Raw genomic sequence first — 23,295 nt, 5'->3', positions numbered from 1 at the left:
TCATGCTGCTCGACTTCGATAAACTCGGTGGCCTCAGAACTTGTCTCATCGCGCTCGTGGTGGTGGTCTGTGTCTTTCTCATCCTGCCTATCGTCTTCATCGCCGCGTTGTCGTTCGGGTCATCGCAATGGCTAATCTTCCCGCCGCCATCCTGGACCTTCAAATGGTACCAGAACCTCTTCGCCGACCCGCGCTGGCTCTATTCGGCGCTGACCAGCCTGAAGATTGCGGCAATCGTCACCGTGCTCTCCGTCGTCATTGGCTTTCTTGCCGCTCTCGGCCTCGACCGGGGTCGCTTCGTCGGCCGGGATCTATTGCGCGCCCTGTTCCTGACGCCGATGATTCTGCCCGTCGTCGTTCTTGCTGTCGCGCTGTACGCCCTGTTTTTGAAATTCGGCCTTGCCGGCACGACCATCGCGTTCGTCATCGCGCACCTGCTAATCGCGTTGCCGTTTTCGATCATCTCGATCGGCAACGCGCTTGAGGGCTTCGATCGCTCGATCGAGGACGCGGCCATCCTGTGCGGCGCAAATCCCTGGGAGGCGCGGCTGCGTGTGACGGTTCCGGCCATCAGTCACGGCATCTTCGGCGCGGCCGTTTTCTCTTTCCTCGCCTCCTGGGACGAGGTGGTGCTGGCGATCTTCATGGCAAGTCCGACGCTGCAGACCCTGCCGGTCAAAATCTGGACGACGCTGCGGCAGGACCTGACGCCGGTCATCGCCGCCGCCTCCACACTGCTCATTGCCTTCACGATCCTCCTGATGATCGTCGCAGCACTCTTCCGCAAGGGACGAAAAGCATGACCAAGCCCTTCCTCAGCATCCGCGGTATCCGCAAATCCTATGGCTCGGTAACCGCTGTTAAGAATGTCAGCATGGATATCGCCGAGGGAGAGTTCATGACCTTCCTCGGGCCATCAGGGTCCGGCAAGTCGACGACGCTCTACATCCTCGCCGGCTTTCAAGATCCGACTGGCGGCGATATCCTGCTGAAGGGGCAGAGCCTGCTGTCGACCCCGTCGCACAAGCGCAATATCGGCATGGTGTTCCAGCGTTACACGCTGTTTCCCCATCTGACGGTCGGAGAGAACGTCGCCTTTCCGTTGCGCATCCGCCGCCGCCCGCAGGCCGAGATCGCCGAGCGGGTAAAAGCTGCGCTGAAGCTCGTCCGCCTCGAAGGTTTCGAAGATCGCAAGCCAGCGCTGATGTCCGGTGGTCAGCAGCAGCGCGTGGCGCTCGCCCGCGCACTTGTCTACAAGCCGCCGGTGTTGTTGATGGACGAGCCGCTCTCGGCCCTCGACAAGAAACTGCGCGAAGAAATCCAATTCGAGATCCGTCGCATTCACCAGGAGACGGGCGTGACCATCCTCTATGTCACGCACGACCAGGAGGAGGCATTGCGGCTGTCGGATCGCATTGCCGTGTTCAGCCAGGGCGAGATCGACCAGATCGGGACCGGCCCCGAACTCTATTCCAACCCGGCCACCCGCTTCGTTGCAGGGTTCATTGGCGATAGCAATTTCCTCGACGCAACCGTCGTTGCAAGGGAAGGCGGAAAGGCGCAACTCTCACTCGGCAATGGAGCCATGGTCGAAGGCGTGCCGTTGCATGGCCCATCGTCCGCAAACGGCATGGCATCGCTGATGTTGCGCCCGGAACGCCTGTCACTGTCACGCGCCCCGGTCCCCTCGGGTATCGCCGTGACGGTGCGGGATATCACGTTCCTCGGCAACAATATCGAAGTTAGCACCGCAACCGTGGCCGGCATCGACCTCGCCGTACGCCTGCCGTTCGGCCACGAGGCGATTTCGAGTCTCGCGCGCGGCGAAGAGGTGTGGCTGACCTTCGATACGGCATCCGCGCACGCCTTCGCCTGACCTCCAATCTCTGCTGGGGTCCTGATCGTAGCTGGGGAATGGCTTGGCTGCGATAATGCGGGCAAGACGCTTGACATTCCCAACCTATTCACGGGCGGTTGGACCGCGGCGCTTCCGCATATCGATCGGGTATCGGCTAATTCAGAACTCCAATTCTAACAGGGCGAATGAATAAGCAGATAGTTTTGATGCTGCCTATTCACTTGGACACCTTGGCGCGATGGGGAGAATGATAGAAAGTTAGACGATTGGGTAGAATGGAGTATCTGCACTTGAGCCTCAATGTGACAGACCCTGAAGCGCATCGCCTCGCTCAGGCATCGTCCATGTGACTGGGCAGAGTATGAGCCGTGTCGTGACCGACGCGCTCGGTGAATGGTATGCGCAGATTGAAAGCCAGAGAGGCAGGGCTTGTGTCGAAGAGCTTCTGGCGATCGCCGATAGGGCCGCAGTTCATTTGAGACGGCCTCATACCGATCACGCCGAGCTCCTCTATGACGAGAACGGCCTGCCGAAATGATTATTGACACAGCCGCTATGGTGGTGCTCGCGTACAGCGAGCAAGAAGCCGTTCCTTTACGCGACTGATCCGCGATTCTGCAGCAGGCTGGATCAATGTGGCAAACTATTTGGAGCTATCCATGGTGCTCGAAAAGCAGCTCGGGCGGGAAGAATGAAGCAGGCCGATGCCTTCTTCCGCCGTTCAGCGATCAACACCGAGCCAGTGACCGTCGAGTAGGGCCATCTGGCCCCACAGTAGCCGTCTTCGCGTCCGGAGTTTCGAGACACGTCCAAGCATCGGAGTTAACGAACTTATCGTCCTTTTTCCAGATGTCGACGGCTCGGGAGCGTCAATGATACCGGCAGTCGGCAAGCCGAAGGCCTGCGCGAACGCATGGCCCCGATCGTTGTGCGTCGGTACGGCCGTGAGGAAAACCTATATTGTGACATGCTCGGCGCAAATAAGCAGGTGTCGTGTGCACATGAGTACCGCTTAAGGGCGACCTGGAGTAACCCAGGGGCTCAATCTGTGCCCGGTCTAAAATGCGCTTTGATAGCGGCTCGCACAAGTGTCACTCCAGCCGAGATGTTGCCGCTTGGTATCGACGAATAGCCCATGCGAAAGAAGCGGCATGGCGCGTCGCTGCGCGGGAAGAAGGGCGAGCCGGATTCGACGAGCACGCCGTCCTGGCGCAAGTCCTGCACCAGCCGGTCGGCATCGAGGCCCTCCGGGCCCTCCATCCAGAACGAAGTGCCGCCGAAGGCCGAGGCGCCGGCGATGGTGAGGCCCTCGCGCTGCAGGCTTTCGGCCATCAGCACGTGTCGCTTGTGGTATTCCGTGCGCATGCGGTGCAGCACCGCGTCGTAATGGCCGAGCGCCAGGAAATAGGCGACGGTGCGTTGCAGGTGGCCGGGCGGGTGGCGCAGCATCAGCGAGCGCAACGCGCGTGCCTCGCGGATGAACGGTGCGGGCGCCACGAGATAGCCAAGACGCAGGCCCGGAAACAGCGACTTCGAGAAGCTGCCGATATAGAGTACGCGCCCAGTGGAATCGAAGGCCTTCAGCGCTGGCGAGGGCGGGGCAAGATAGCTGATCTCGAACTCGTAATCGTCCTCGACGATGACGAAATCCTTTTCGGCCGCCGCCTGCAGCAACCGCGTGCGCCGGTCGATCGGCATGGTCGCACCAGTCGGCGAGTGGTGGCTGGGCGTGACGAAGACGGCATCGGTATCGTCCGGCAGCCCGTCCGGCGGCAGTCCCTCGCCATCGACATCGACGGTGGTGACCTTGGCGCCGCTCAAAAGCAGCGAGGCGCTGATATCGGGATGACAGGGGTTTTCGCACACGGCACTGGAGCCCTTGTCGAGGATCAGTTGCGTGACGATCCACAGCGCATTCTGTGCGCCCACGGTGATGAGCACCTCGTCCGGGTTCGCGTGGATGCCTCGGCGGGGCAGGGTGCGCGAGCAGATGTAGTTGACCAGTCGGACGTCATCGGCCGCAGCGAAGTCGCTTGCCATGAGGATGAAGTCCTCGCGTGCCAGCGCCCGGCGGGCACAATCACGCCAGGCGTTGAGATCGAAAAGCGAGGGATCCATCTGGCCATAGAGGAAAGGGTAGGGATAGCGCCGCCAGTCGAGCGGCTTTGAAACCTGACGCACGACTTCGAAGCGCATTTTCATCTTGCCCGACCAGTCGACCGGGTTGGAGCCGGCGGAGGGGCGGTCGTTTTCAAGGCCCCGTCCGGGGGGATTGCTGGCGATGCGGTAGGAACTGCGGTTGGACGCTTCCAGATAACCCTGGGACACCAGTTCCTGATAGGCGAGCGTCGCCGTGATGCGGGAAATGTTGAGGTATTCCGCGAGCTTGCGGGTCGAAGGCAGGTGGGCGCCCGGTTGGACGCGACCTGCCAGAACAGCCGAGACGACCGTTTCCCGCAGCTGGGCCTGCAATCCCAATCCGCTCTCCCGGTCGATGAAGAAGATCGTCTCGGAAATGTTGGTCCGCATGCAACCATCCAGTGTGTCGCCAATCTGGATTTATTCAACTTCCAAACTGGATATAACGCAAGGGAGGCGTCGCATTTATCACTTTCATCAAGAAGACCGGGATAAACCGGCTCAAACAATAATCAATGAGGAGGAACGACGATGCTTTTCAGACATTTCAATCGCATGGCCGCCACGGCCAGCATTCTGGCCGGCCTTTTTGCGTCCGGTGCGGCCTACGCGGAAACCAATCTTGTCGTCGGCTATCAGCAGATCGTCGGCCCGTTCGTGGCCGCGATTGCCGATGGCCGCTTCGACGCGGCCGCCAAGGAGGTCGGTTACACGATCGACTGGCGCCAATTCTCATCGGCCGGCGACATCACGACGGCGCTCGCCTCGGGCGACGTGCCGATCGGCGTGCTTGGCTCGACCGGCACGGCTGCGGCGGCGACTCGCGGCGTGGAGATGCAGCTGTTCTGGATTCTCGACAATATCGGCAAGTCCGAGGCCTTGGTCGCCCGCGACGGGTCGGGCATTGAAACGCCCGCCGACCTCAAGGGCAAGAAGGTCGCGGTACCGTTCGTCTCGACGTCGCATTTCCATCTTCTCGTCGGCATGAGCAAGGTGTGGAACGTTGATCCACGCGAGGTGGAAATCCTCAACCTGAAGCCGCCGCAGATCGTTGCCGCCTGGCAGCGCGGCGATATCGACGCAGCCTATGTCTGGCCGCCGGCGCTGTCGGAAATCCTGAAATCGGGCAAGGTGATCTCGGATTCCGAAGTCATCGGCGCGGCAAGCGTCCCCACCTTCGACGGTCTGGTGGTCGACACGGCCTGGGCGGCAGAAAACCCCAAGTTCATGGAGGCTTTCACCAAGGTTCTGGCCCAATCCTACGCCGACTACAACGCCAACAAGGCTGCGTGGACGGTGGATTCGCCGCAGGTGCAGGGCATCGTCAAGCTCATCGGCGGCGACGGCCCGAGCACCGTCGAGGCGCTGGGACTGCTTTCGTTTCCGAATGCGGACGAGCAGGCATCCGACGCCTGGCTCGGCGGCGGGGCGACCCGTGCGCTCAGTGAAAGTGCAAAATTCCTGGTGGAGCAGAAGCAGATAGGCAAGTCGCTCGACGACTATGCGCCCTTCGTGAATTCGAGCTTCGCCGGTGCGGCTGCCAACTAGGGCATCCGTCGATTGCGCACCGGCCGGTGGAGCGGCCGGTGCAGCCATCATCGCTTACAGACGTAACCGAGGTGCAGGGAGGCATTTCTCATGGAAACACTCAGCGTCAGGAATATCAGCCTGACCTATCCGGGCTTGTACTCGGATCAGGCGGTGATTGCCCTGAAGGGCGTCAATCTCACCATCAAGAGCGGAGACTTCGTCGTCGCCCTCGGTGCTTCGGGTTGCGGAAAGACGACATTGCTCAACCTGATGGCGGGCTTCATGGCGCCGTCGGAAGGCGACATCTCGCTCGGCAACCACCGGGTCAACGGGCCCGGCGCCGAGCGTGGCGTGGTCTTCCAAAAACACGCGCTTCTGCCATGGCTCAACGTGATCGAAAACACCGAGTTCGGCCTGAAACTGCGTGGCATCGACAAGGCGGCGCGGCGGGAAATCGCGACGAAAAACCTCGCCCTCGTCGGTCTGCAGGATTTTCACCGCCATATGATCTATCATCTCTCGGGCGGCATGCAGCAGCGCGTCGGCATCGCAAGGGCGCTGACCTGCGACCCGGCCATGCTTCTGATGGACGAGCCGATGGCAGCGCTGGACGCACTGACGCGCGAAACCATCCAGGAATTGCTGCTGGAAGTCTGGCAGCTCACCAACAAGATGTTCTTCTTCATCACGCACAGCGTGGAAGAGGCGCTGTTCCTCGGCTCGCGGCTGATCGTCATGTCGCCGCGCCCGGGCCGCATCACCCATACCTACGAACTCGATTTCAACCGGCAGTTCCTAGCCGAGGGCAATGCCCGGGCGATCAAGTCGAGTCCGGAATTCATCCGCATGCGCGAGGAAGTACTCGGCATCATCTATGGCGACGAACGTGCGTCCGGCAACCCGGAGATGGCCCATGCTTGACAGAGTGACACGGGCCAAGCCCGTCAAGGCCGGCAAGATCTTTGGTGCTCCGGGTGAAGGCAACAGCGCCCTCATCAGCTTCGTGACCGCAGCCGTGCTCATCACGCTCTGGTTCCTCGTGACCGAGTCCGGTTGGGTCAAGCCGCTCTTCCTGCCCTCGCCGCTGGCGGTGTGGGACAAGTTCTGGCTGGCGATGACGGACGGCGTTTCGAATTCGACGCTGATGCAGCACACGCTGGCCAGTATCGGCCGCGTCTTCGGCGCCTTCCTGCTGGCGATGGTGACGGCGGTGCCGATCGGCATCCTAATGGGCGTCAACCGCTTCGTGCGCGGCCTGTTCGATCCAATCATCGAATTCTACCGTCCGCTCCCGCCGCTCGCCTACCTGCCGCTGGTCATCATCTGGCTCGGCATCGGCGAATTCCCGAAGGTATTCCTGATTTATCTGGCGATCTTCGCGCCGATGGCGATTGCCGCAAGGGCCGGCGTGCGTTCAGTGTCGACGGAGCAGATCCATGCGGCCTATGCGATGGGCGCCACCCGCGGCCAGGTCATCAGCCAAGTCATCATGAAGGCGGCGTTGCCGGAAATCTTCACCGGCATGCGCATCGGCATCGGCGTCGGCTGGACGACCCTGGTGGCGGCAGAAATGGTCGCCGCCAATCGAGGCCTCGGCTTCATGGTCCTCAACGCAGCGGAAAACCTCGAGAGCGACACCGTGATCATGGGCATTTTCGTCATCGGCATCTTCGCTTTCGCCTTCGACCTTCTGATCCGCTACCTCGAAAAGACGCTGATCCCCTGGAAGGGCCGCGTCTAACCGGCGGACACTTTCGACACTCCACCTACCCGGCCGTGGTGGCCTTTGAAGACGGCTTTTCCCGTCTCCGGCGAAGCCATGCCCTTCGACAGCCAAAGGACAGGACGATGACACTGACTGCAACCGATCTCAAAAGCGTGTTCGATGCCTTCAACCGGCACGACATCGATGGGGTGATGCACTTCTTTTCCGAAGACTGTGTGTTCAACGCGGTCGGTGGCCCGGAGGTCTACGGCACACGCTTTGTCGGCATCGCGGCGATCGCAGACGCCTTCAGCGGGGTCTGGAAGGCAATGCCGGATGCGGAATGGGGCAATCACAGCCATTTCGTCGAGGGGGATCGCGGCGTTTCCGAATGGACCTTCTCCGGCACGGCCGCCGATGGCAGCCGTATCGAGGCGGAGGGCTGCGACCTCTTCACCTTCAAGGGCGACAAAATCGTTCGCAAGCAGGCGTTCCGCAAGAACCGCCCTGTCCTTCAGCCTCGCTACTAGGGTCGGAGCAAGGCCATGCAACAGCACACTAATCCCCAGAGGGCCGGTAGGGCGCCGTTCGATCCTGCCTATGATCCCGAACATGCCCCGAACCCCGGCATCGGCAAGGACTACGCGCCGACCTACTGGATCGGCACCGCCGGCCCCGAGCCGGATGACGACGGCCCGATCATGCGCGATATCGATGTCGATGTCGCCATCATCGGCTCGGGCTATACCGGCCTCTCCTGCGCCATCCACCTGGCCCGCGAGCACGGCATCAAGGCGACCGTGCTGGAAGCCAACGGCGTCGCCTGGGGATGCAGCACCCGCAATGGCGGGCAGGCCCAGCTCTCCGCCGGCCGGCTGAAGCGCTCGCAGTGGATCGCCCGCTGGGGCGTCGATGTCGCAAAGCGCATGCATTCCGAGATCGCCGAGGGTTTCGACCTGTTCCGCGCGCTGGTCCGCGAGCCGGAGATCGACTGCGATCCGCAGGATGGCGGCCATCTCTACATCGCGCATCGCGACAAGGTTCTCCCGGCGCTCGAAAGCGAGACCCGCGTTCTCAACGATGTCTTCGGCTATCGCACCCGCATGGTCTCGCGCGAAGAAATCCACAGCGATTTCGTCAATGACGCAGAAGCCCGCGGCGCCATGTACGAGCCGGATGGCATGGGCATCCACGCCGCCAAGCTCGCCTTCGGCTATCTCCGGCTGGCGCGGCGCCTTGGTGCTACGGTATACACCTCGAGCCCCGTGCTCGACTGTACCGCCAAGGGCGGCGTGCATTACCTCCGCACGCCGGGCGGCACGGTGCGCGCCCGCGCCGTCTGCATCGCGACTGCCGGTTATACGTCCCCCGGCATGAATGCGCTGACGAAGCACCGCCTGATGCCGATCCTGTCGAACTCCATCGTCACGCGGCCGCTGACGGCGGGCGAGCAGCAGGCGCTGAATTTCAAGGCGCGCATTCCGCTGACGGATACGCGCACGCTGCGCCACTATTACCGCATGCTGCCGGACGGTCGGGTGCAGATCGGCAGCCGCAGCGCCATCACCGGGCGTGACGCCACCAACCCGAAACATCTCGCGCTGCTGCTGGAGGGGCTCTACCGAAAGTTCCCGATCCTGCGCGGCATCGAGATCGACTATTCCTGGTGGGGATGGGTGGATGTCAGCCATGACATGATGCCGCGCATCTTCCAGCCGGATGCCAGCCAAAGGCTGTTCTACGCCATGGGCTATGGCGGCAACGGCGTCATGTATTCGGCCCAAGCCGGCCGCCGCATGGCGCAGATGGTCGCCGGCAAGGGCGCCGGCCTCGACCTTCCGATCTTCACCTCCCCGCTGCCCAGCCACGGCCTTCTCACCCCGTTCCGCCGGCTCGGCCAGTGGGGAATGTACCGCTGGTACGCCCTGCGCGACGAAATCCTCTAACCGCCAGACATCTCGATCAATTCCGTCAGGGAAAGGACCCCGCCATGAAAATGACCACCGAAGAAGCCTTCGTCAAAGTTCTCCAGATGCATGGCCTCGAACATGCCTTCGGCATCATCGGCTCGGCCATGATGCCGGTGTCGGACCTGTTTCCCAAGGCCGGCATCCGCTTCTGGGACTGCGCACACGAAACCAATGCCGGCATGATGGCGGACGGCTTTAGCCGCGCGACCGGCACCATGGCGATCGCCATCGGCCAGAACGGCCCGGGCGTCACCGGCTTCATCACCGCTATGAAGACCGCCTACTGGAACCACACACCGCTCCTGATGGTCACGCCGCAGGCGGCCAACAAGACCATCGGCCAAGGCGGCTTCCAGGAAGTCGACCAGATGGCGATGTTCGAGGAGATGGTCTGCTACCAGGAAGAGGTGCGTGATCCCTCGCGCATTCCCGAAGTGCTCAACCGGGTTATCGAGAAGGCGATCCGCGGCTGCGCCCCAGCGCAGATCAACATCCCGCGCGACTACTGGACCCAGGTGATCGATGTCGACCTGCCCTCCATCGTGCGCTTCGAGCGCCCGGCCGGCGGCCCGCAGGCAATCACAGAGGCTGCAAGGCTGCTGTCGGAAGCCAAATTCCCGGTTATCCTCAACGGGGCCGGCGTCGTCATCGGCGGCGCGATCGGCGCGTCCATGAAGCTCGCCGAGCGGCTCGATGCCCCGGTCTGCTGCGGCTATCAGCACAATGACGCCTTCCCCGGCAGCCACCGCCTGTCGGTCGGCCCGCTCGGCTATAACGGTTCGAAGGCGGCGATGGAGCTGATCTCCAAGGCCGACGTCGTGCTGGCGCTCGGCACGCGACTCAATCCCTTTTCGACCCTTCCGGGCTACGGCATCGACTATTGGCCGAAGAATGCCGCGATCATCCAGGTCGACATCAATGCCGATCGCATCGGTCTCACCAAGAAGGTGTCCGTCGGCATCTGCGGCGACGCAAAGCAGGTGGCGGGCCAAATCCTTGAGCAGCTTTCCTCGACTGCCGGCAATGCCGGCCGCGAGGAGCGAAAGGCGGCCGTCCACCAGACCCGCTCGGCCTGGCAGCAGCAGCTCTCGTCGATGGACCATGAGGATGACGATGTCGGCACGGAATGGAACGAAAGTGCGCGCAACCGCGAGCCGGATCGCATGTCGCCGCGCCAGGCTTGGCGGGCGATCCAGGCCGCACTGCCAAAGGAAGCGATCATCTCGACCGACATCGGCAATAACTGCGCCATCGGCAACGCCTATCCGACCTTCGAGCAGGGCCGGAAATATCTCGCACCCGGTATGTTCGGTCCCTGCGGTTACGGCTTCCCGTCGATCGTCGGCGCCAAGATCGGTTGCCCGGATGTGCCGGTGGTCGGTTTTGCCGGCGATGGAGCCTTCGGCATCTCGATGAACGAGATGGGCGCCATCGGCCGCGATGGCTGGCCGGCGATCACCATGGTGATCTTCCGCAACTACCAGTGGGGTGCGGAAAAGCGCAACACAACGCTCTGGTATGACAACAACTTCGTCGGCACCGAACTCAACCCCAATCTCAGCTACGCCAAGGTGGCCGAGGGGTGCGGGCTGAAGGGTGTTTCCGTCGATACGACGGCGGCTCTTACCGAGGCGCTATCGAAAGCGATTGCCGACCAGGCGCGTGGCGTGACGACCTTCGTCGAAGTCATCCTCAACCAGGAGCTCGGCGAACCCTTCCGCCGTGATGCGATGAAGAAGCCGGTGCCAGTTGCCGGCATCGACCGCGCCGACATGCGCCCGCAGCCGCGGGCCTGATCCCGCATGACCCCCGCCCCGCCCGGTGCGCCCGGGCGGGCAAGGTTTACCGCAAGCGACTGGACCGACATCATGACCTTCGCCGCCTCCGTCCAAGACCGTTTCCGGGGCATGCCCTCCGGTTTTGCCGCCTACTGGCCGGGCTTCGCCGTCACCGCCGCCGTGGCCGTCGCCGCCCAGTTCCTGTCCGATCACTACGGCGCGCCGGCCATGTTGATGGCTCTGCTGCTCGGCATCGCCTTCCACTTCCTGTCGGAAGAGGGACGGTGCGTGGCAGGCATTGATTTCTGCGCCAAGCATGTGCTCAGGATTGGCGTCGCGCTGCTCGGCATGCGCATCAGCGTCGATCTGCTGATCGGGCTCGGTGCCGGCACCATCCTCCTGCTCGTGTCGGCGCTGGTCGCCACGATCAGCTTCGGCCTGCTCACCGCGAAACTGCTCGGCCGCGGCTGGCGGCTGGCGCTGCTCACCAGTGGTGCCGTCGCCATCTGTGGCGCCTCCGCGGCGATGGCAATCGCCGCCGTGCTGCCGAAGAACGAATTTTCCGAGCGCAACCTGATCTTTACCGTGCTTTCGGTCACGGTGCTCTCGACACTTGCCATGATAGCCTACCCGATCATCGCCCAGACCATGGGGTTGGATGCGCGCGCAACCGGCATCTTCTTCGGCGGCACTATCCATGATGTGGCGCAGGTCGTCGGCGCCGGCTTCTCCGTCTCGCCGGAGGCGGGCGAAACGGCGACGCTCGTCAAACTGATCCGCGTCACCATGCTGGCGCCGGTCGTGCTGGTCTATTCTCTCTCGTTGCGCAACGTGCCGCAGCCGGACGGGGAGAGCGGCAAGCGCCCGCCGCTGATGCCCGGCTTCGTCATCGCCTTTCTGATCTTCGCGGCGCTCAACTCCTTCGGCCTGGTGCCCGAACTGGTGGCGAAGGCCGGCATGGAGACCTCACGCTGGGCGCTGCTCGCCGGCATCGTTGCCGTCGGCATGCGAACCTCGCTACGTCGTGTGCTGGACGTCGGTGGCGATGCTGTCGCTCTCATTGTCGCCGAGACCGCCTTCATCGCTGTCTTCATCCTCGTCGGCATTCACTATCTGGGGCACGCCTGATGAAACCGCTGGACCGAATTCTCGAAGCCGCAAAATCCGCACCGCAACATATCGTGCTCGCTGAAGGGGAAGACCCACGCATTGTCGAGGGGGCGGTGCAGGCCGTCCGCGCGGGCGTCGCCAGTATCACCCTCGTCGGTCGACAACCAATCGTCGAAGAGCGACTTGCAGCGGTCGGGGCAGGAGCGGGCGAGATCCGCATCGAGGATCCTGTTTCATCTCCTCTCACGCCGCGCCTCGCCGCCGCCTATTACGCGCTCCGCAAGACCAAGGGCATCGATGAAGCCGCCGCCGACGCGGCGGTCCGCTCGCCGTTGGTCTTTGCCGCCATGATGGTACGCGAGGGCGAGGCAGACGGGACGGTGGGCGGTGCGGTCGCGACCACCGCCGATACGGTGCGCGCCGCGCTCCAGACCATCGGCCGCGCGCCGGATGTCGGACTGGTATCGAGCTTCTTCCTGATGATGCTGTGCGAAGCGCATCATGTGAAGAAAGGCGCCTTCGTCTTTGCCGATTGCGGGCTGGTGGTCGATCCCGATGCTGCGGGCCTCGCCGATATCGCTGTAATGTCGGCGCGCTCCTTTGAGGCACTGGCCGGCAAGCCTGCGAAGGTGGCGATGCTGTCCTTTTCGACGGCCGGCAGCGCCGCGCACGAGCGTGTCTCAAAGGTGGTGGAGGCAACGCGGCTGGCGCATGCTGCGGAACCCGGTCTCGTCATCGACGGCGAGTTGCAGTTCGACACCGCCTTCGTCGAGGCCGTCAGCGCTGCCAAGGCGCCGCAGTCGGCACTGCACGGCGAGGCAAATGTCTTCGTGTTCCCCAATCTCGACGCTGCCAACATCGGCTACAAGATCGCCCAGCGCATCGGCGGCGCCACCGCCATCGGCCCCATCCTGCAGGGTCTCGCCAAGCCCGCCAACGACCTTTCGCGCGGCTGCACCGCCGCCGACGTCTTCCACATGATCGCCGTGACCGTGGTCCAGGCCGGCAATCGCTGAGGGCCGCGTGCCTCGCTTAAAGTTCAAACAAAACCCACGGGATTTTGAGCGAGTTTTAGCGGCCCCTATCAATTCCGCACTTCCGAGCGAGTTCGCTCGGCGCTGCCATGACAGCCCGATTTCCCGCACATCATACGATCAGAACTCCTGCTTGTGCGTGGGCACGGCCGGGCATTGGTTTTTGGGAGACTTCCTCGAAAATACGTCTCAACCTCATGGCCAAGATTCTTTTGGCAGCACCGCTAGCCGTCATCGCGGCCTTTTCCGGCTTTTTCGGTCTATATCGACACGTTGCAACGTGGCACGGTCGACAAGGGCGTGGTGGCGGAGATCGAATCGTCCGGCCAGCTGGCGGCGGCCGGCATTTCCAACTGGCTGAACGCTCGCGTGATGCTGACCGAACTGGTCGGCGAGATCGCCGGTAAATCGACCGGTAAGGAAGATATGATCCAGCGCTTCGGCAGTCCGCTGCTGTCGCGTGAATTCGCCATGATCTATTACGGCAACGAGGCGGATGGCGCCTTTACGCGCCTTCCACCCGCCAAGATGCCCAAGGATTTCGATCCGCGCAAACGCGCCTGGGACAAGGACGCCGTCAAGCTCGGCGGACCGCTGCTGACGGATCCCTACCATGACACGGCCAGCAACGCGCTGGTGATCAGCGCCGTCGTATCGGTCAAGCGTGACGGCGAACTCATCGGCGTCGCCGGTACCGACCTTCCGCTCGAAGGCCTCATCGGCATCATCGGCAAGGACGATCTCGGCGGAATGGGCTCCGCCTTCCTCGTCAACGGCGACGGCACGGTGCTCGTCCATCCGGATCCCGCTTTGATCTCCAAGTCCCTTGCCGACGTGTTCCCGCAGGCGACCCCGATCATCGACGGCAAGCGGCTCATGTAGACCGAGCTTGGCGGCAAGCAGGTGCTCGTCAGCTTCCTGCCGATTGCCGGGTTGTCGGTCGGCAACTGGTATCTCTACCTGGTCGCCGATCGTGATATCGCCAATGCGAGCATTGGCGAGTTCCTTCTGGCCGCGTCGATCGGCACCGTCGTCGGCGTCGTCGCCATGATCGGGGTGCTGGCGCTGCTTCTGTCGCGACTGGTCGTAAAACCCGTGGTGCGCATGACCGACATGATGAGCCGGCTCGCGCGCGGCAACGTATCGGAGGAGATTCCGGCGGCGAACCGCACCGACGAGATCGGCCGTATGGCCGCTGCCGTCGCCGTGTTCCGCGACAATGCCATCGAGCGCACGCGCTTCGAAAACGCCGCCGAGGAGGGCCGCGTGCTGTCCGAAAGCGAACGCCGCGAGCGTGAGGCAGCCAAAGGCCCGCGAAGCCGCCGAAATCCATCACGCCGTCGAGGCGCTGGCAGACGGCCTGGGTCGACTGGCGGAGGGCGATCTCGCCCACCGCATCGACGCCCCCTTTGCCGGCCATCTCGATCGCCTGCGCACCGACTTCAACCACTCCGTCACCAAACTGCACACGGCGATGACGACGGTCGGCCAGAATGCCCGCGCCATCGATGCCGGCGCCATGGAAATCCGTGCGGCTGCCGACGATCTCGCCCGCCGCACGGAGCAGCAGGCCGCTTCCGTCGAAGAGACCGCCGCCGCGCTGGAGGAGATCACCACGACCGTGAAGGACTCGACCCGCCGCGCGGAAGAGGTCGGCTCGCTGGTCTCGCGCACCCGCACCGGTGCCGAAAAGTCGGGCGAGGTGGTGCGCCGCGCCGTCTCGGCCATGCAGGGCATCGAAAGATCCTCGAGCGAGATCACCAACATCATCGGCGTGATCGACGACATCGCCTTCCAGACCAACTTGCTGGCGTTGAATGCCGGCGTGGAAGCGGCGCGTGCCGGTGAGGCCGGCAAGGGCTTTGCCGTCGTGGCGCAGGAAGTGCGCGAACTCGCCCAACGCTCGGCCAATGCGGCGAAGGAGATCAAGGCGCTGATCACCACGTCGGGTGAACAGGTGCGCTCCGGCGTGTCGCTGGTCGACGAGACGGGTGCTGCCCTCGAAGCGATCGTTCGCGAGGTGCAGGAGATCAACGGCCATGTGAACGCCATCGTCCTGGCCGCCCGCGAGCAATCGACGGGTCTCCAGGAGATCAACACCGCCGTCAACACGATGGACCAGGGCACGCAGCAGAACGCCGCCATGGTGGAGGAGCAGACCGCCGCCAGCCACGGCCTCGCCGCCGAGGCCGCAGCCCTCAACGCGCTTCTGGCGCAGTTCCGGCTCGGCCAGGGTGGCGCAACCTATGCCGCCAACCCGGTGCGCCGGGCGGCCTGACCGGCCTCTCCTTATAAAGGGATTTGGAGGTTGCTACCTGGTGCTCGCAACCTCCAATTCTGGTTCTTTTGACGTGTCAGGGAGGCTGGCGATTTCTATGGCGACAGAAAGATCACGATGCTCGCGGAGCCAAAACTCGACCGTACACCCGTCTCGTCGGCATGCCATTTCAACTAAAATTCAGAGGATTAACTGGGCTGCCTTTTCGGCGATCATGACCGCAGCTGCGTGGGTGTTCCCTGAGACGATTGTCGGCATGATTGAGCAATCAGCGATACGCAGTCCCTCGATGCCGTGTACGCGCAACTTCGGATCGACCACCGCCGCGTCGTCATCGCCCATCCGCGCAGTGCCGACCGGATGGAAAATAGTCGTGGCGATATCGCCTGCGGCATGCGCGAGGTCTTCGGGCGTCTGGATATGCTTACCCGGCTTAAATTCCTCGGGGCGGAACTGGGCCATCCGTTTGGTTTCCATCAACCGGCGGGCGATGGTTATGGAAGAGGCCGCGACTTCACGGTCGCTCGCGGTGGAGAGGTAGTTGGGCGTGATTTCCGGATGATCGTCGGGCTTGGCTGAGATGATGCGCACATGCCCGCGCGATTCCGGCCTGAGATTGCACGCCGAAACGGTAATGGCCGGAAAGCTGTGCAGCGGTTGGCCGAAAGATTCCAAGGAGAGTGGCTGAATATGGAATTCGATGTTGGGTGTCTCGAAGCACGCGTCCGACTTCATAAAGATACCGAGTTGGCTTGGCGCCATCGACATAGGCCCGGAGCGTTTGAGGACATATTCAAGCGCAATCAGAGCTTTGCCTGTGAAGCTTGCCTGGCGCTCGTTTAGCGTTTCTGCTCCCGATACCTTGAAGGCGGTCCTGATTTGCAGATGGTCCTGCAGGTTTTCGCCCACGCCGGGAAGGTTATGTATCACCTCTATGCCGTGGCGTTTGAGAAGCGCGGCAGGTCCTATGCCCGATAGTTGCAGCAGCTTCGGCGTGCCTATCGCCCCGGCGGAGAGGATCAACTCGCCCTGCACCGCCACATGCGCCGGCTTGCCGTTGAGACGCAGGTCGAGCCCCGAAACCCGGCACCCGGAAAACACGATGCGCTCGGCGTGCGCGTGGGTGAGTATCGTCAAGTTTTTACGATGCTGCACCGGCCTGATGAACGCGCGCACGGCATTGAAACGGAACCCTGATTTCTGGTTCACTTCGAAATAGGACGAGCCGAAATTGGTGCCAGCGTTGAAGTCGTTGACCTTGGGCACACCGAGCTCTTCCGCCGCTTCGCGCACCGCGTCGAGTATCTGCCAACTCAGGCGCTGGCGTTCTACCCTGAGCTCACCGCCCTGGCCGTGGAAGGGGCCGGAAAGACTGTGATGGTCTTCCGATTTCCTGAACAGCGGTAGCACATCCTCCCAGCCCCAGCCGGGATTGCCGAGCTGGCGCCAGTGATCGTAATCGGCGGACTGACCGCGCATGTAGATCATGCCATTTATCGACGAACAGCCGCCCATTACCTTGCCACGCGGATAGGCCAGCGACCGTCCGTTCAGGCCGGGCTCCGCCATTGTACGGTAGCCCCAGTCGGTGCGCGGATTGCCCATGCAATAGAGGTAGCCCACCGGAATGTGGATCCAGTGGTAGTTGTCCGAGCCGCCGGCCTCCAGGAGCAGCACACGCTTGCCCTGGTCGGCGCTCAACCGGTTTGCAAGAGTGCAACCGGCCGAGCCAGCCCCAACGATCACATAATCGTAGCTGCCAATTTCTATGCGTTTGCTCATCTGACGCCTCAAGCGACATGCTCTACTGCAATACCCCTAAGGTCCATTTCGTATTCGAGATCTAGGACGGGTGGGTTGTTGAAGTGCCATGTAAGGCCGGCGCGTGCTGCTCCGCGCTTGACGATTTCGTCAGCCAGGAACGGGTGGAGGTTGTGTATCGTGTAGACTTGGACCGCGGTTGCGTCTTTCCACCCGAAGCCCAGAAGCCCGGAACGCCGCTCCATCTCCGCCAGCACGAATTGTGCTTTGGCGCGCAATCCCGCCGGGGAAAGATCGCCACGGTTGATGATATGATCGCGATAGGCGGCGTGGCCTTCTGGCACCTCTGCGGAACCGGAGACGACGAAGGACGGTGCGGCTTCAGCGCTGTGCACTGTGTATGAGAAGGCATAGATCGACGGTACGAGTGGCGGCGTGACCTGCGGACACACGTTGCTGCGCGCAACCGGGTTCAGACCCGTGTCGATGAGGCCCCAGGCTTTGAGGGTCTCCGTATAGCTGCTGTTGAAAGCAACGAAGCCCTCCTCGGTAAATGGTGCGGGTGACCGCAGTTCGCACGCTGCGAATGCTGTAAGCGGCCTGCCGGCAGCACCGATGATTTGTTTGATCTGTGCAAAGCCTTCCTTGAGGGGCAAGGGTGTCGCGAACCGCACCCTCTCCAGGCGAAAGCCCGGCAGGGCGGCCACGCCGCCTGAATATTGCGTGACGCCTTTGATGAAACGGTAGCCGCCAGACTGAAAGTCAATAACTTCGCCCATGGTGTATATCTCCTGCAGGGGCTGGCCAGATTGGTTGCAGACCATCTGGAATGGGTTCGTCAGAACACCGTGTGCAATTCAGGCAAACGGCGAATATTTTGTTGGGTTCTCAGCGTGCCGGCATCAGGCCGGAAGCGCGTGTTGCGTTCGGGTGTTCGCTCCTCCGGCCGCTTCACCGATGATCTGGTTCTGCAACACTCCGACGCGTTCGATTTCGACCTCGACGACGTCACCATCTTTCATGAAGAGGGGAGGGACGCGCGCGAAGCCCACCCCGCCAGGCGTGCCGGTCACGATCACGTCGCCGGGAGAAAACGGCGTAATACGCGAGATGTAAGCAATCAGCTGCGCTACGGAATGTATCATCTGGCTGGTGCGAGCAGCCTGGACGGTGTCCCCGTTCAAACGGCAGCTGATGGCCAGGTCTTGCGGATCAGGGATCTCGTCGGCAGTGACAAGGTACGGCCCGAATGCGCCGGTCGCCGGGAAATTTTTTCCCGGAAGGAACTGCGACGTATGGATCTGCCAGTCACGAACCGAGCCGTCATTGTAGCACGAGTAGCCAGCGACATGATCCAACGCGGCATCCTGCTGGATATTGCGACCGCCTCTGCCGATGACGACGGCAAGCTCCGCCTCGAAGTCGAACTGGGTCGAAACCGATGGCATCAGCATCGGCTCGCCATGCGCGCACTGCGAGTCGGCAAAGCGGGCAAACAAGGTCGGATGCTGTGTCGGTGCGTGGCGCGTTTCGACCATGTGGTCGTGATAGTTCAGCCCGACGCAGATGATCTTTCCCGGATTGGGAATTGGCGCCTGCTGCTGGATATCGGCAAGCGCCAGCCCTGAGCTGTGGCCGATCGCCTGGGTGCAGGTGCCGAGGAAGTCATCCTCGGCGAGGAGGCTTGCAAGCGTCGGGAAGCGATCGCCAAGGACGCCGCTGATGTTGATGACGCGGTCGTCCGTCACGACACCGTATCCGGCTCGGCCGGCATGGAGAAAACTACAAAGGCGCATTGTTCCTCACTGCGATTGAACGGTATTTGTCCTCGCAAACCGAGTGCCGGTTTGCGGCCGGCACGATGCCGATCCATGTTTGATTGTTGGCGTGGAGAACCGGACGGGCGGTACCGCCCGTCCTGGTCTTCAGCTGATGTCGAAGGTGATAGTCTTGACGTCGGTGACTTCGCGCAACGTATGCTTGCCGCCAAGGCGGCCCAGGCCGCTTGCCTTGCCCGAGGCGCCGCCAAACGGCAGGTGCAGCTCCCAGTAGCAGCTTGCGCTGTTGACGTTGACGAGACCGGCCCGGAGCTTTTCGCCAAATGCGAAGGCGCGGCTCAGATCGCGGGTGAATACACTGGCGGCTAGCCCATGCGAGGACGCATTGGCCGTATCGAGCAAGTCGGCATCGTCTGCGCAGACCACCAGAGGCGCCACTGGCCCGAACGTCTCGGAAGTATTTAGTAGGGCTTGGCGATCGACGCGTCCGAGGACTGTGGGTTCGTAGAGCAGGCCCGTGCCCCTCTTGCCGCCGGCATGGATGTCTGCGCCGCGGGCTAACCCGTCCGCCACGTGCTCTTCGACTTTGGCGATCACCTGCTGATTGTTCAGCGGTCCCATTGTCGTCTGGGCAAGAAGCGGATCGCCAAGGCGGATGGCCGCGGCAATGTTCGCGATGCGGGCTGCGAGAGCGTCATGGTTCTTCTCGGTGACGAGTATTCGCCCCGTCGCTGCACAGACCTGCCCGGCATTGAAGAAGCTGCCAAACGCGGCAGCCTGTGCTGCCCGATCCAGATCGGCGTCATCCAGCACGACGACCGGTCCATTGCCGCCTAGCTCCAGCAGCATCGGTTTTCCAGCACCGCGTTTCGCGATTGCGTTTCCGGTCTGCGGACTGCCGGTGAAGCCGATCCCATGCGTGCCTGGATTGGAGACGATCTCATCCCCGACGATCGCGCCCGGCCCTACGACAAGATTGACGGCGCCATCGGGAATGCCAGCTTCTGCAATGCATTCCATCAGTTTGACCGCACAAAGCGACGTGGTTGGCGCAGGTACCCAGACGACCGCGTTGCCTGCCGCAAGGCAGGGGGCGAGATACTCGACGGGGATATTGATTGGAAAATTCCACGGCGTGACGATGGCATAGACACCACGCGCCTGGCGGAAACTTATCACCCTCTTGCCAGGCGTCTCCACGGGGATGAATTCACCTTCGAGCCACTTGATCAGCTCGGCAGCCTCCCGAAAACCGGTTGCGGCGGCATCGACCTCACCATAGGCCTCCGTGGCCAGCGGCTTGCCTTGCTCGCGGGCAAGTGTGAGCGCCAGTTCGTCGCGACGCCTCTCGATGACGTCGGCGACGCGGTTGCAGAGGCGTGAGCGATCCCATGGCGACAACCTGGATAGCGCATTGTGGCCAGCCTGCGCCGCCTTGATCGCATCTTGCGCGTCGCTGCGGTCGCCCTCGGCGAGCACCGCCAGGTGCTGGCCGTCGTAAGGCGACCTCGCCTCGAACGTCTTGCCGCCGTTTGACGGTACCCACTTGCCGGCTATGAAATGGTGCGCCTGAACTACACTGTGATCCATTGTCGCTGTTCCGCTTGGTGTATTATTGGGATTGCATGGGATGGCTGCTGCCCGCTGGGTCGATCTCGCGACCCTTCACGATTAGGCGATCGCACACCAATCTTCTGGAAACTTCGAGGCCTTCGCTGGCCGCGTCTCTGAAAGTCCAGGGCTCATCCCGCCATTTCAAGACAGCAACATTGGCTTCGTCGCCAACGGCGATGCGGCCAAGATCAGGGCGGCCGATCACCTTTGCAGGGTTGGCGCTGCCGGCAGCCAGAGCCGTCGTCTGATCCACGCCGAGCGCGATCATCTTGTTGATCGTGGTCAGAAGGTCGAAAGCAGGGCCGTTCACCGAAAGGGAATGGATGTCCGAGCTGATCAGGTCGGGCACGAAACCTTCGGCCAACATCTCGCGGCAGACGCGGAAGGAGAAGCCGCCCATGCCATGGCCGATGTCGAAATGGACGCCGTTTTCGCGTGCCCGCCATACCGCGTCCCGGACGCGGCCATTTTCGGTCGCCGCATTGGGGTCTGGTCGGCAGCAATGCGTGATGATGTCGCCGGGCCGCAGTTGCTGCAGGACTTCCTCGATGGTGGGAGGGTCGAGGTCGACGTGGCACATCACCGGCAGTTTCAGGCGTTCCGCCACCTTAAGCGCCACTTCGAGGGCTGCGCCGCCGTTTTCGCCGGAAGCTTTCCGGCCGGCTCGCACCTTGATGCCGACGATTCTCTCTGGGTAAGCCTGCGCGGCTTCGATGCAGCTCTCTGGGTCGACGAGGCGCATATCGCAGCATTCCCCGACCATGACGCGCTTGGAGAAACCGAAGATTCCCGGAAACGAGATGTTGAGAAAGGCAAAGGCATGGAACGGCAGGGCCTCGAAGATAAAGGTCTTCAGGCCTTCGAAGTTTCCTGCACCGGCCGAGCCGGCATCAACGAAGGTTCCGGTCGCGGATCGATGTGCAACCAGTTCCGGCCGGACCCCCAAGGAGGTGGCGCCCCAGTAAATATGTGTATGGATGTCAGTCAACGCCGGCAGGACGATTGCGTCTCGTACGTCTACGACAATATCGTCCTGACGCGCCAAGCCGGTGCCAATGGCCGAAATGCGACCGTCTACGATGGCGACATCTGCAGTTGCAGCCGGTGTGTCGCCAAACGCCAGGACATGGCCGCCCTGTAGAATTGTTCTTCGTGCCATTGGCGAACTTGTCTCCGGTTAGGGCCCTATGCAGCGCCTGTTGTTGGCGCAGGCCGTTCAAGATGAGTGGTGATCTGCGCATCAAAAAAGCACATACTGACTAGTCAGTCAATATTGACAGCGGCGGTATTTTCATTTCAGATGGCTGTGTCATTCGACATTCACAGCACCATTTGGGAGGTTCTTATGGGCAATAGGTTTTTGGCCGCATTGGTAATCAGTACGGCAACTGCAGCGGCGTTGCTGCACTCTGGCAGTGCTTGGGCCACGGACACAGTGCGGGTCCGGGTTGCGGAATACAGCGCCAAAACAGGCCCGTTTTTCCAAGAGCTTGCTAAAAAATTCAATGCTGCGAATCCTGACATCGAGGTCCAGATCGAGCACCTCCCCTGGCCGGAGATGCAGCAGCAGCTCGTCAGCGACATCTCAGCCGGCACCGCACCCGATGTTTCGCATATGGCGACGCGCTGGATGGCGGGATTTGCCAAGGACGGGGCGCTCGCCCCGATCGAAGACCTGATGTCGCCCGCCTTTGCCGACACTTTCGTGCCGACATACCTCGATCTTCAGAAGCAGGACGGTCATACGTGGGGCCTGCCGATTGCCGCATCGGCACGCGGCCTGTTCTACAACAAGAAGCTCTTCGACAAGGCTGGTATCGCGAAGCCGCCGACGACCTGGGACGAAACGTTCGAGGCAGCCAAAAAAATCGCCGCGCTCGGCGATGGCGTCTACGGCATCGGCGTTCAGGGCAGGGACCTGGATACCGAAGGCTATTGGTTCTACAGCCTCTGGACCCACGGTGGCAGCATTCTCGGCCCGGACGGCAAAAGCGGTTTCGCCTCCCCGGAGGCCGTGCTGGCGACCAACAACTATCTGCGGATGATCAAGGCAAGCGTCACGCAGCCGGGCGTCACCGGTGCCAGCCGCGAAGACCTGCAGAATCTCTTCGCCGCTGGAAAGATGGGCATGGTCTTGTCAGGTCCCTGGTTCAATGCGCAGCTCGCCGAGCAGGGCAAGGATGTCGAATACGGAATCAACCGCATTCCGGTCGCGACGACCGAGGCGACTTACGGCGTTACCGACACGATCGCCGTCCTGGAGTCCTCGAAAGTGAAGCCCCAGGCGATGAAGTTCCTGGAGTTCATCTTCAACAAGGAAAACAGGCTTGAATTCGGCAAGCTCGAAGGTTTTGTCCCGGTCTTGAAGGCGGAATCGACCGAGCCCTTCTTCACCGAGAATCCGAAGATGTCAGTGTTTCTGGAAATGGGGCCGCTGGCAAAATTTGCACCCCTGTTCCCGCGTTGGGAAGAGATGGCGGACGGCCTCAAGACCGAATTGTCCAGGATCTATTCGGGTGAGGTTTCGGCCGAAGAAGGCCTGAAGCAGGCCGCCGCGAAGATGGACGCGATCCTTGCCGAAGACCAATAGGTCCTGAAATCGTCGTCCGCGGGCGAACCCGCTCTCCTCGGGTGGCGTGACACCACGCCACCTCTCTTCCTTAAAGGTAAGCGCGTATGCGAGGAATTGAGAATACCGCTCCAAGACGGGGCGTTAACACGGGGCGGCCGAACAGGGCTG

Annotated in this window: 17 protein-coding genes and 2 pseudogenes; 13 read left to right on the top strand and 6 right to left on the bottom strand. The window is 62.2% G+C overall.

Going from position 1 to position 23,295, the window contains the following annotated elements; genetic code table 11:
* Positions 1-2 precede the first annotated feature (2 nt).
* The 3 genes and pseudogenes from BSY16_RS30135 (at position 3) to BSY16_RS30125 (ending at position 2,396) form a co-directional block, all read left to right on the top strand.
* Positions 3-803 (top strand): ABC transporter permease, encoded by an 801-nt coding sequence (locus BSY16_RS30135; protein WP_069063414.1) that lies wholly within the window; start codon positions 3-5, stop codon positions 801-803.
* Complete coding sequence (locus BSY16_RS30130) at positions 800-1,876, top strand: ABC transporter ATP-binding protein (RefSeq protein ID WP_069063413.1); 1,077 nt, start codon at positions 800-802, stop codon at positions 1,874-1,876. Before BSY16_RS30135 ends, BSY16_RS30130 begins: the two co-directional genes overlap by 4 nt.
* Before the next feature lie 272 nt (positions 1,877-2,148).
* Positions 2,149-2,396: pseudogene (locus tag BSY16_RS30125) on the top strand (type II toxin-antitoxin system VapB family antitoxin).
* A gap of 503 nt (positions 2,397-2,899) precedes the next feature.
* Here the strand turns inward: BSY16_RS30125 and pdxR are convergent.
* Positions 2,900-4,387, bottom strand: coding sequence for a MocR-like pyridoxine biosynthesis transcription factor PdxR (gene pdxR, locus BSY16_RS30120; RefSeq protein WP_069063412.1), 1,488 nt, complete (start codon positions 4,385-4,387; stop codon positions 2,900-2,902).
* A gap of 141 nt (positions 4,388-4,528) precedes the next feature.
* Here pdxR and tauA point away from each other — a divergent pair, with 141 nt between their 5' ends.
* From tauA to BSY16_RS32635, 9 genes and pseudogenes are all read left to right on the top strand, one after another.
* Entirely contained in the window at positions 4,529-5,545 is a 1,017-nt protein-coding gene (gene tauA, locus BSY16_RS30115; RefSeq protein ID WP_069063411.1) for a taurine ABC transporter substrate-binding protein, read from the top strand.
* A 90-nt stretch (positions 5,546-5,635) separates the two neighbouring features.
* Positions 5,636-6,448: a taurine ABC transporter ATP-binding protein gene (locus BSY16_RS30110; RefSeq protein ID WP_069063410.1), complete on the top strand. Its 813-nt coding sequence runs from the start codon at positions 5,636-5,638 to the stop codon at positions 6,446-6,448.
* Positions 6,441-7,268, top strand: a complete 828-nt coding sequence (locus BSY16_RS30105) for an ABC transporter permease subunit (RefSeq protein ID WP_069063409.1) — start codon at positions 6,441-6,443, stop codon at positions 7,266-7,268. The genes BSY16_RS30110 and BSY16_RS30105 overlap by 8 nt, the downstream gene beginning before the upstream one ends.
* 113 nt (positions 7,269-7,381) lie before the next feature.
* A complete protein-coding gene (locus BSY16_RS30100; RefSeq protein WP_150130241.1) occupies positions 7,382-7,762 on the top strand; it encodes a nuclear transport factor 2 family protein in 381 nt (126 codons plus the stop codon).
* A 15-nt stretch (positions 7,763-7,777) separates the two neighbouring features.
* Positions 7,778-9,178, top strand: a complete 1,401-nt coding sequence (locus tag BSY16_RS30095; protein ID WP_069063407.1) for an NAD(P)/FAD-dependent oxidoreductase — start codon at positions 7,778-7,780, stop codon at positions 9,176-9,178.
* A 44-nt stretch (positions 9,179-9,222) separates the two neighbouring features.
* Positions 9,223-10,998 carry a sulfoacetaldehyde acetyltransferase gene (gene xsc / locus BSY16_RS30090; protein ID WP_069063406.1) on the top strand — a complete coding sequence of 592 codons (1,776 nt, stop codon included), beginning with the start codon at positions 9,223-9,225 and terminating at the stop codon, positions 10,996-10,998.
* A gap of 111 nt (positions 10,999-11,109) precedes the next feature.
* Positions 11,110-12,108: a YeiH family protein gene (locus BSY16_RS30085; RefSeq protein WP_286157371.1), complete on the top strand. Its 999-nt coding sequence runs from the start codon at positions 11,110-11,112 to the stop codon at positions 12,106-12,108.
* Complete coding sequence (gene pta / locus BSY16_RS30080) at positions 12,108-13,106, top strand: phosphate acetyltransferase (protein ID WP_069063404.1); 999 nt, start codon at positions 12,108-12,110, stop codon at positions 13,104-13,106. Before BSY16_RS30085 ends, pta begins: the two co-directional genes overlap by 1 nt.
* Positions 13,107-13,321: 215 nt before the next feature.
* Positions 13,322-15,402: pseudogene (locus tag BSY16_RS32635) on the top strand (methyl-accepting chemotaxis protein).
* A gap of 180 nt (positions 15,403-15,582) precedes the next feature.
* Here the strand turns inward: BSY16_RS32635 and BSY16_RS30070 are convergent.
* The 5 genes from BSY16_RS30070 to BSY16_RS30050 all read right to left on the bottom strand — a co-directional run bounded on the left by BSY16_RS30070 (position 15,583) and on the right by BSY16_RS30050 (position 21,714).
* Complete coding sequence (locus BSY16_RS30070) at positions 15,583-17,184, bottom strand: GMC family oxidoreductase (RefSeq protein WP_069063403.1); 1,602 nt, start codon at positions 17,182-17,184, stop codon at positions 15,583-15,585.
* Between the two features lie 8 nt (positions 17,185-17,192).
* On the bottom strand, positions 17,193-17,942 hold the full coding sequence (cnbZ, locus tag BSY16_RS30065; RefSeq protein ID WP_069063402.1) for a 2-amino-5-chloromuconate deaminase CnbZ: 750 nt from the start codon (positions 17,940-17,942) through the stop codon (positions 17,193-17,195).
* A gap of 123 nt (positions 17,943-18,065) precedes the next feature.
* Entirely contained in the window at positions 18,066-18,911 is an 846-nt protein-coding gene (locus BSY16_RS30060; protein ID WP_502696022.1) for a fumarylacetoacetate hydrolase family protein, read from the bottom strand.
* Between the two features lie 177 nt (positions 18,912-19,088).
* Complete coding sequence (locus BSY16_RS30055; RefSeq protein WP_069063400.1) at positions 19,089-20,531, bottom strand: aldehyde dehydrogenase family protein; 1,443 nt, start codon at positions 20,529-20,531, stop codon at positions 19,089-19,091.
* Positions 20,532-20,553: 22 nt separating this feature from the next.
* Complete coding sequence (locus BSY16_RS30050; protein WP_069063399.1) at positions 20,554-21,714, bottom strand: amidohydrolase family protein; 1,161 nt, start codon at positions 21,712-21,714, stop codon at positions 20,554-20,556.
* Positions 21,715-21,828: 114 nt separating this feature from the next.
* Between BSY16_RS30050 and BSY16_RS30045 the strand changes: the two genes are divergently transcribed.
* Positions 21,829-23,145 carry an ABC transporter substrate-binding protein gene (locus tag BSY16_RS30045; protein WP_150130188.1) on the top strand — a complete coding sequence of 439 codons (1,317 nt, stop codon included), beginning with the start codon at positions 21,829-21,831 and terminating at the stop codon, positions 23,143-23,145.
* The last annotated feature ends 150 nt before the right edge of the window (positions 23,146-23,295 follow it).

Source organism: Sinorhizobium sp. RAC02 (assembly GCF_001713395.1).
GTDB lineage: Bacteria > Pseudomonadota > Alphaproteobacteria > Rhizobiales > Rhizobiaceae > Shinella.
Note: the sequence above shows the minus strand (reverse complement) of the source record. Positions and strands in the feature narration are given on the sequence as shown.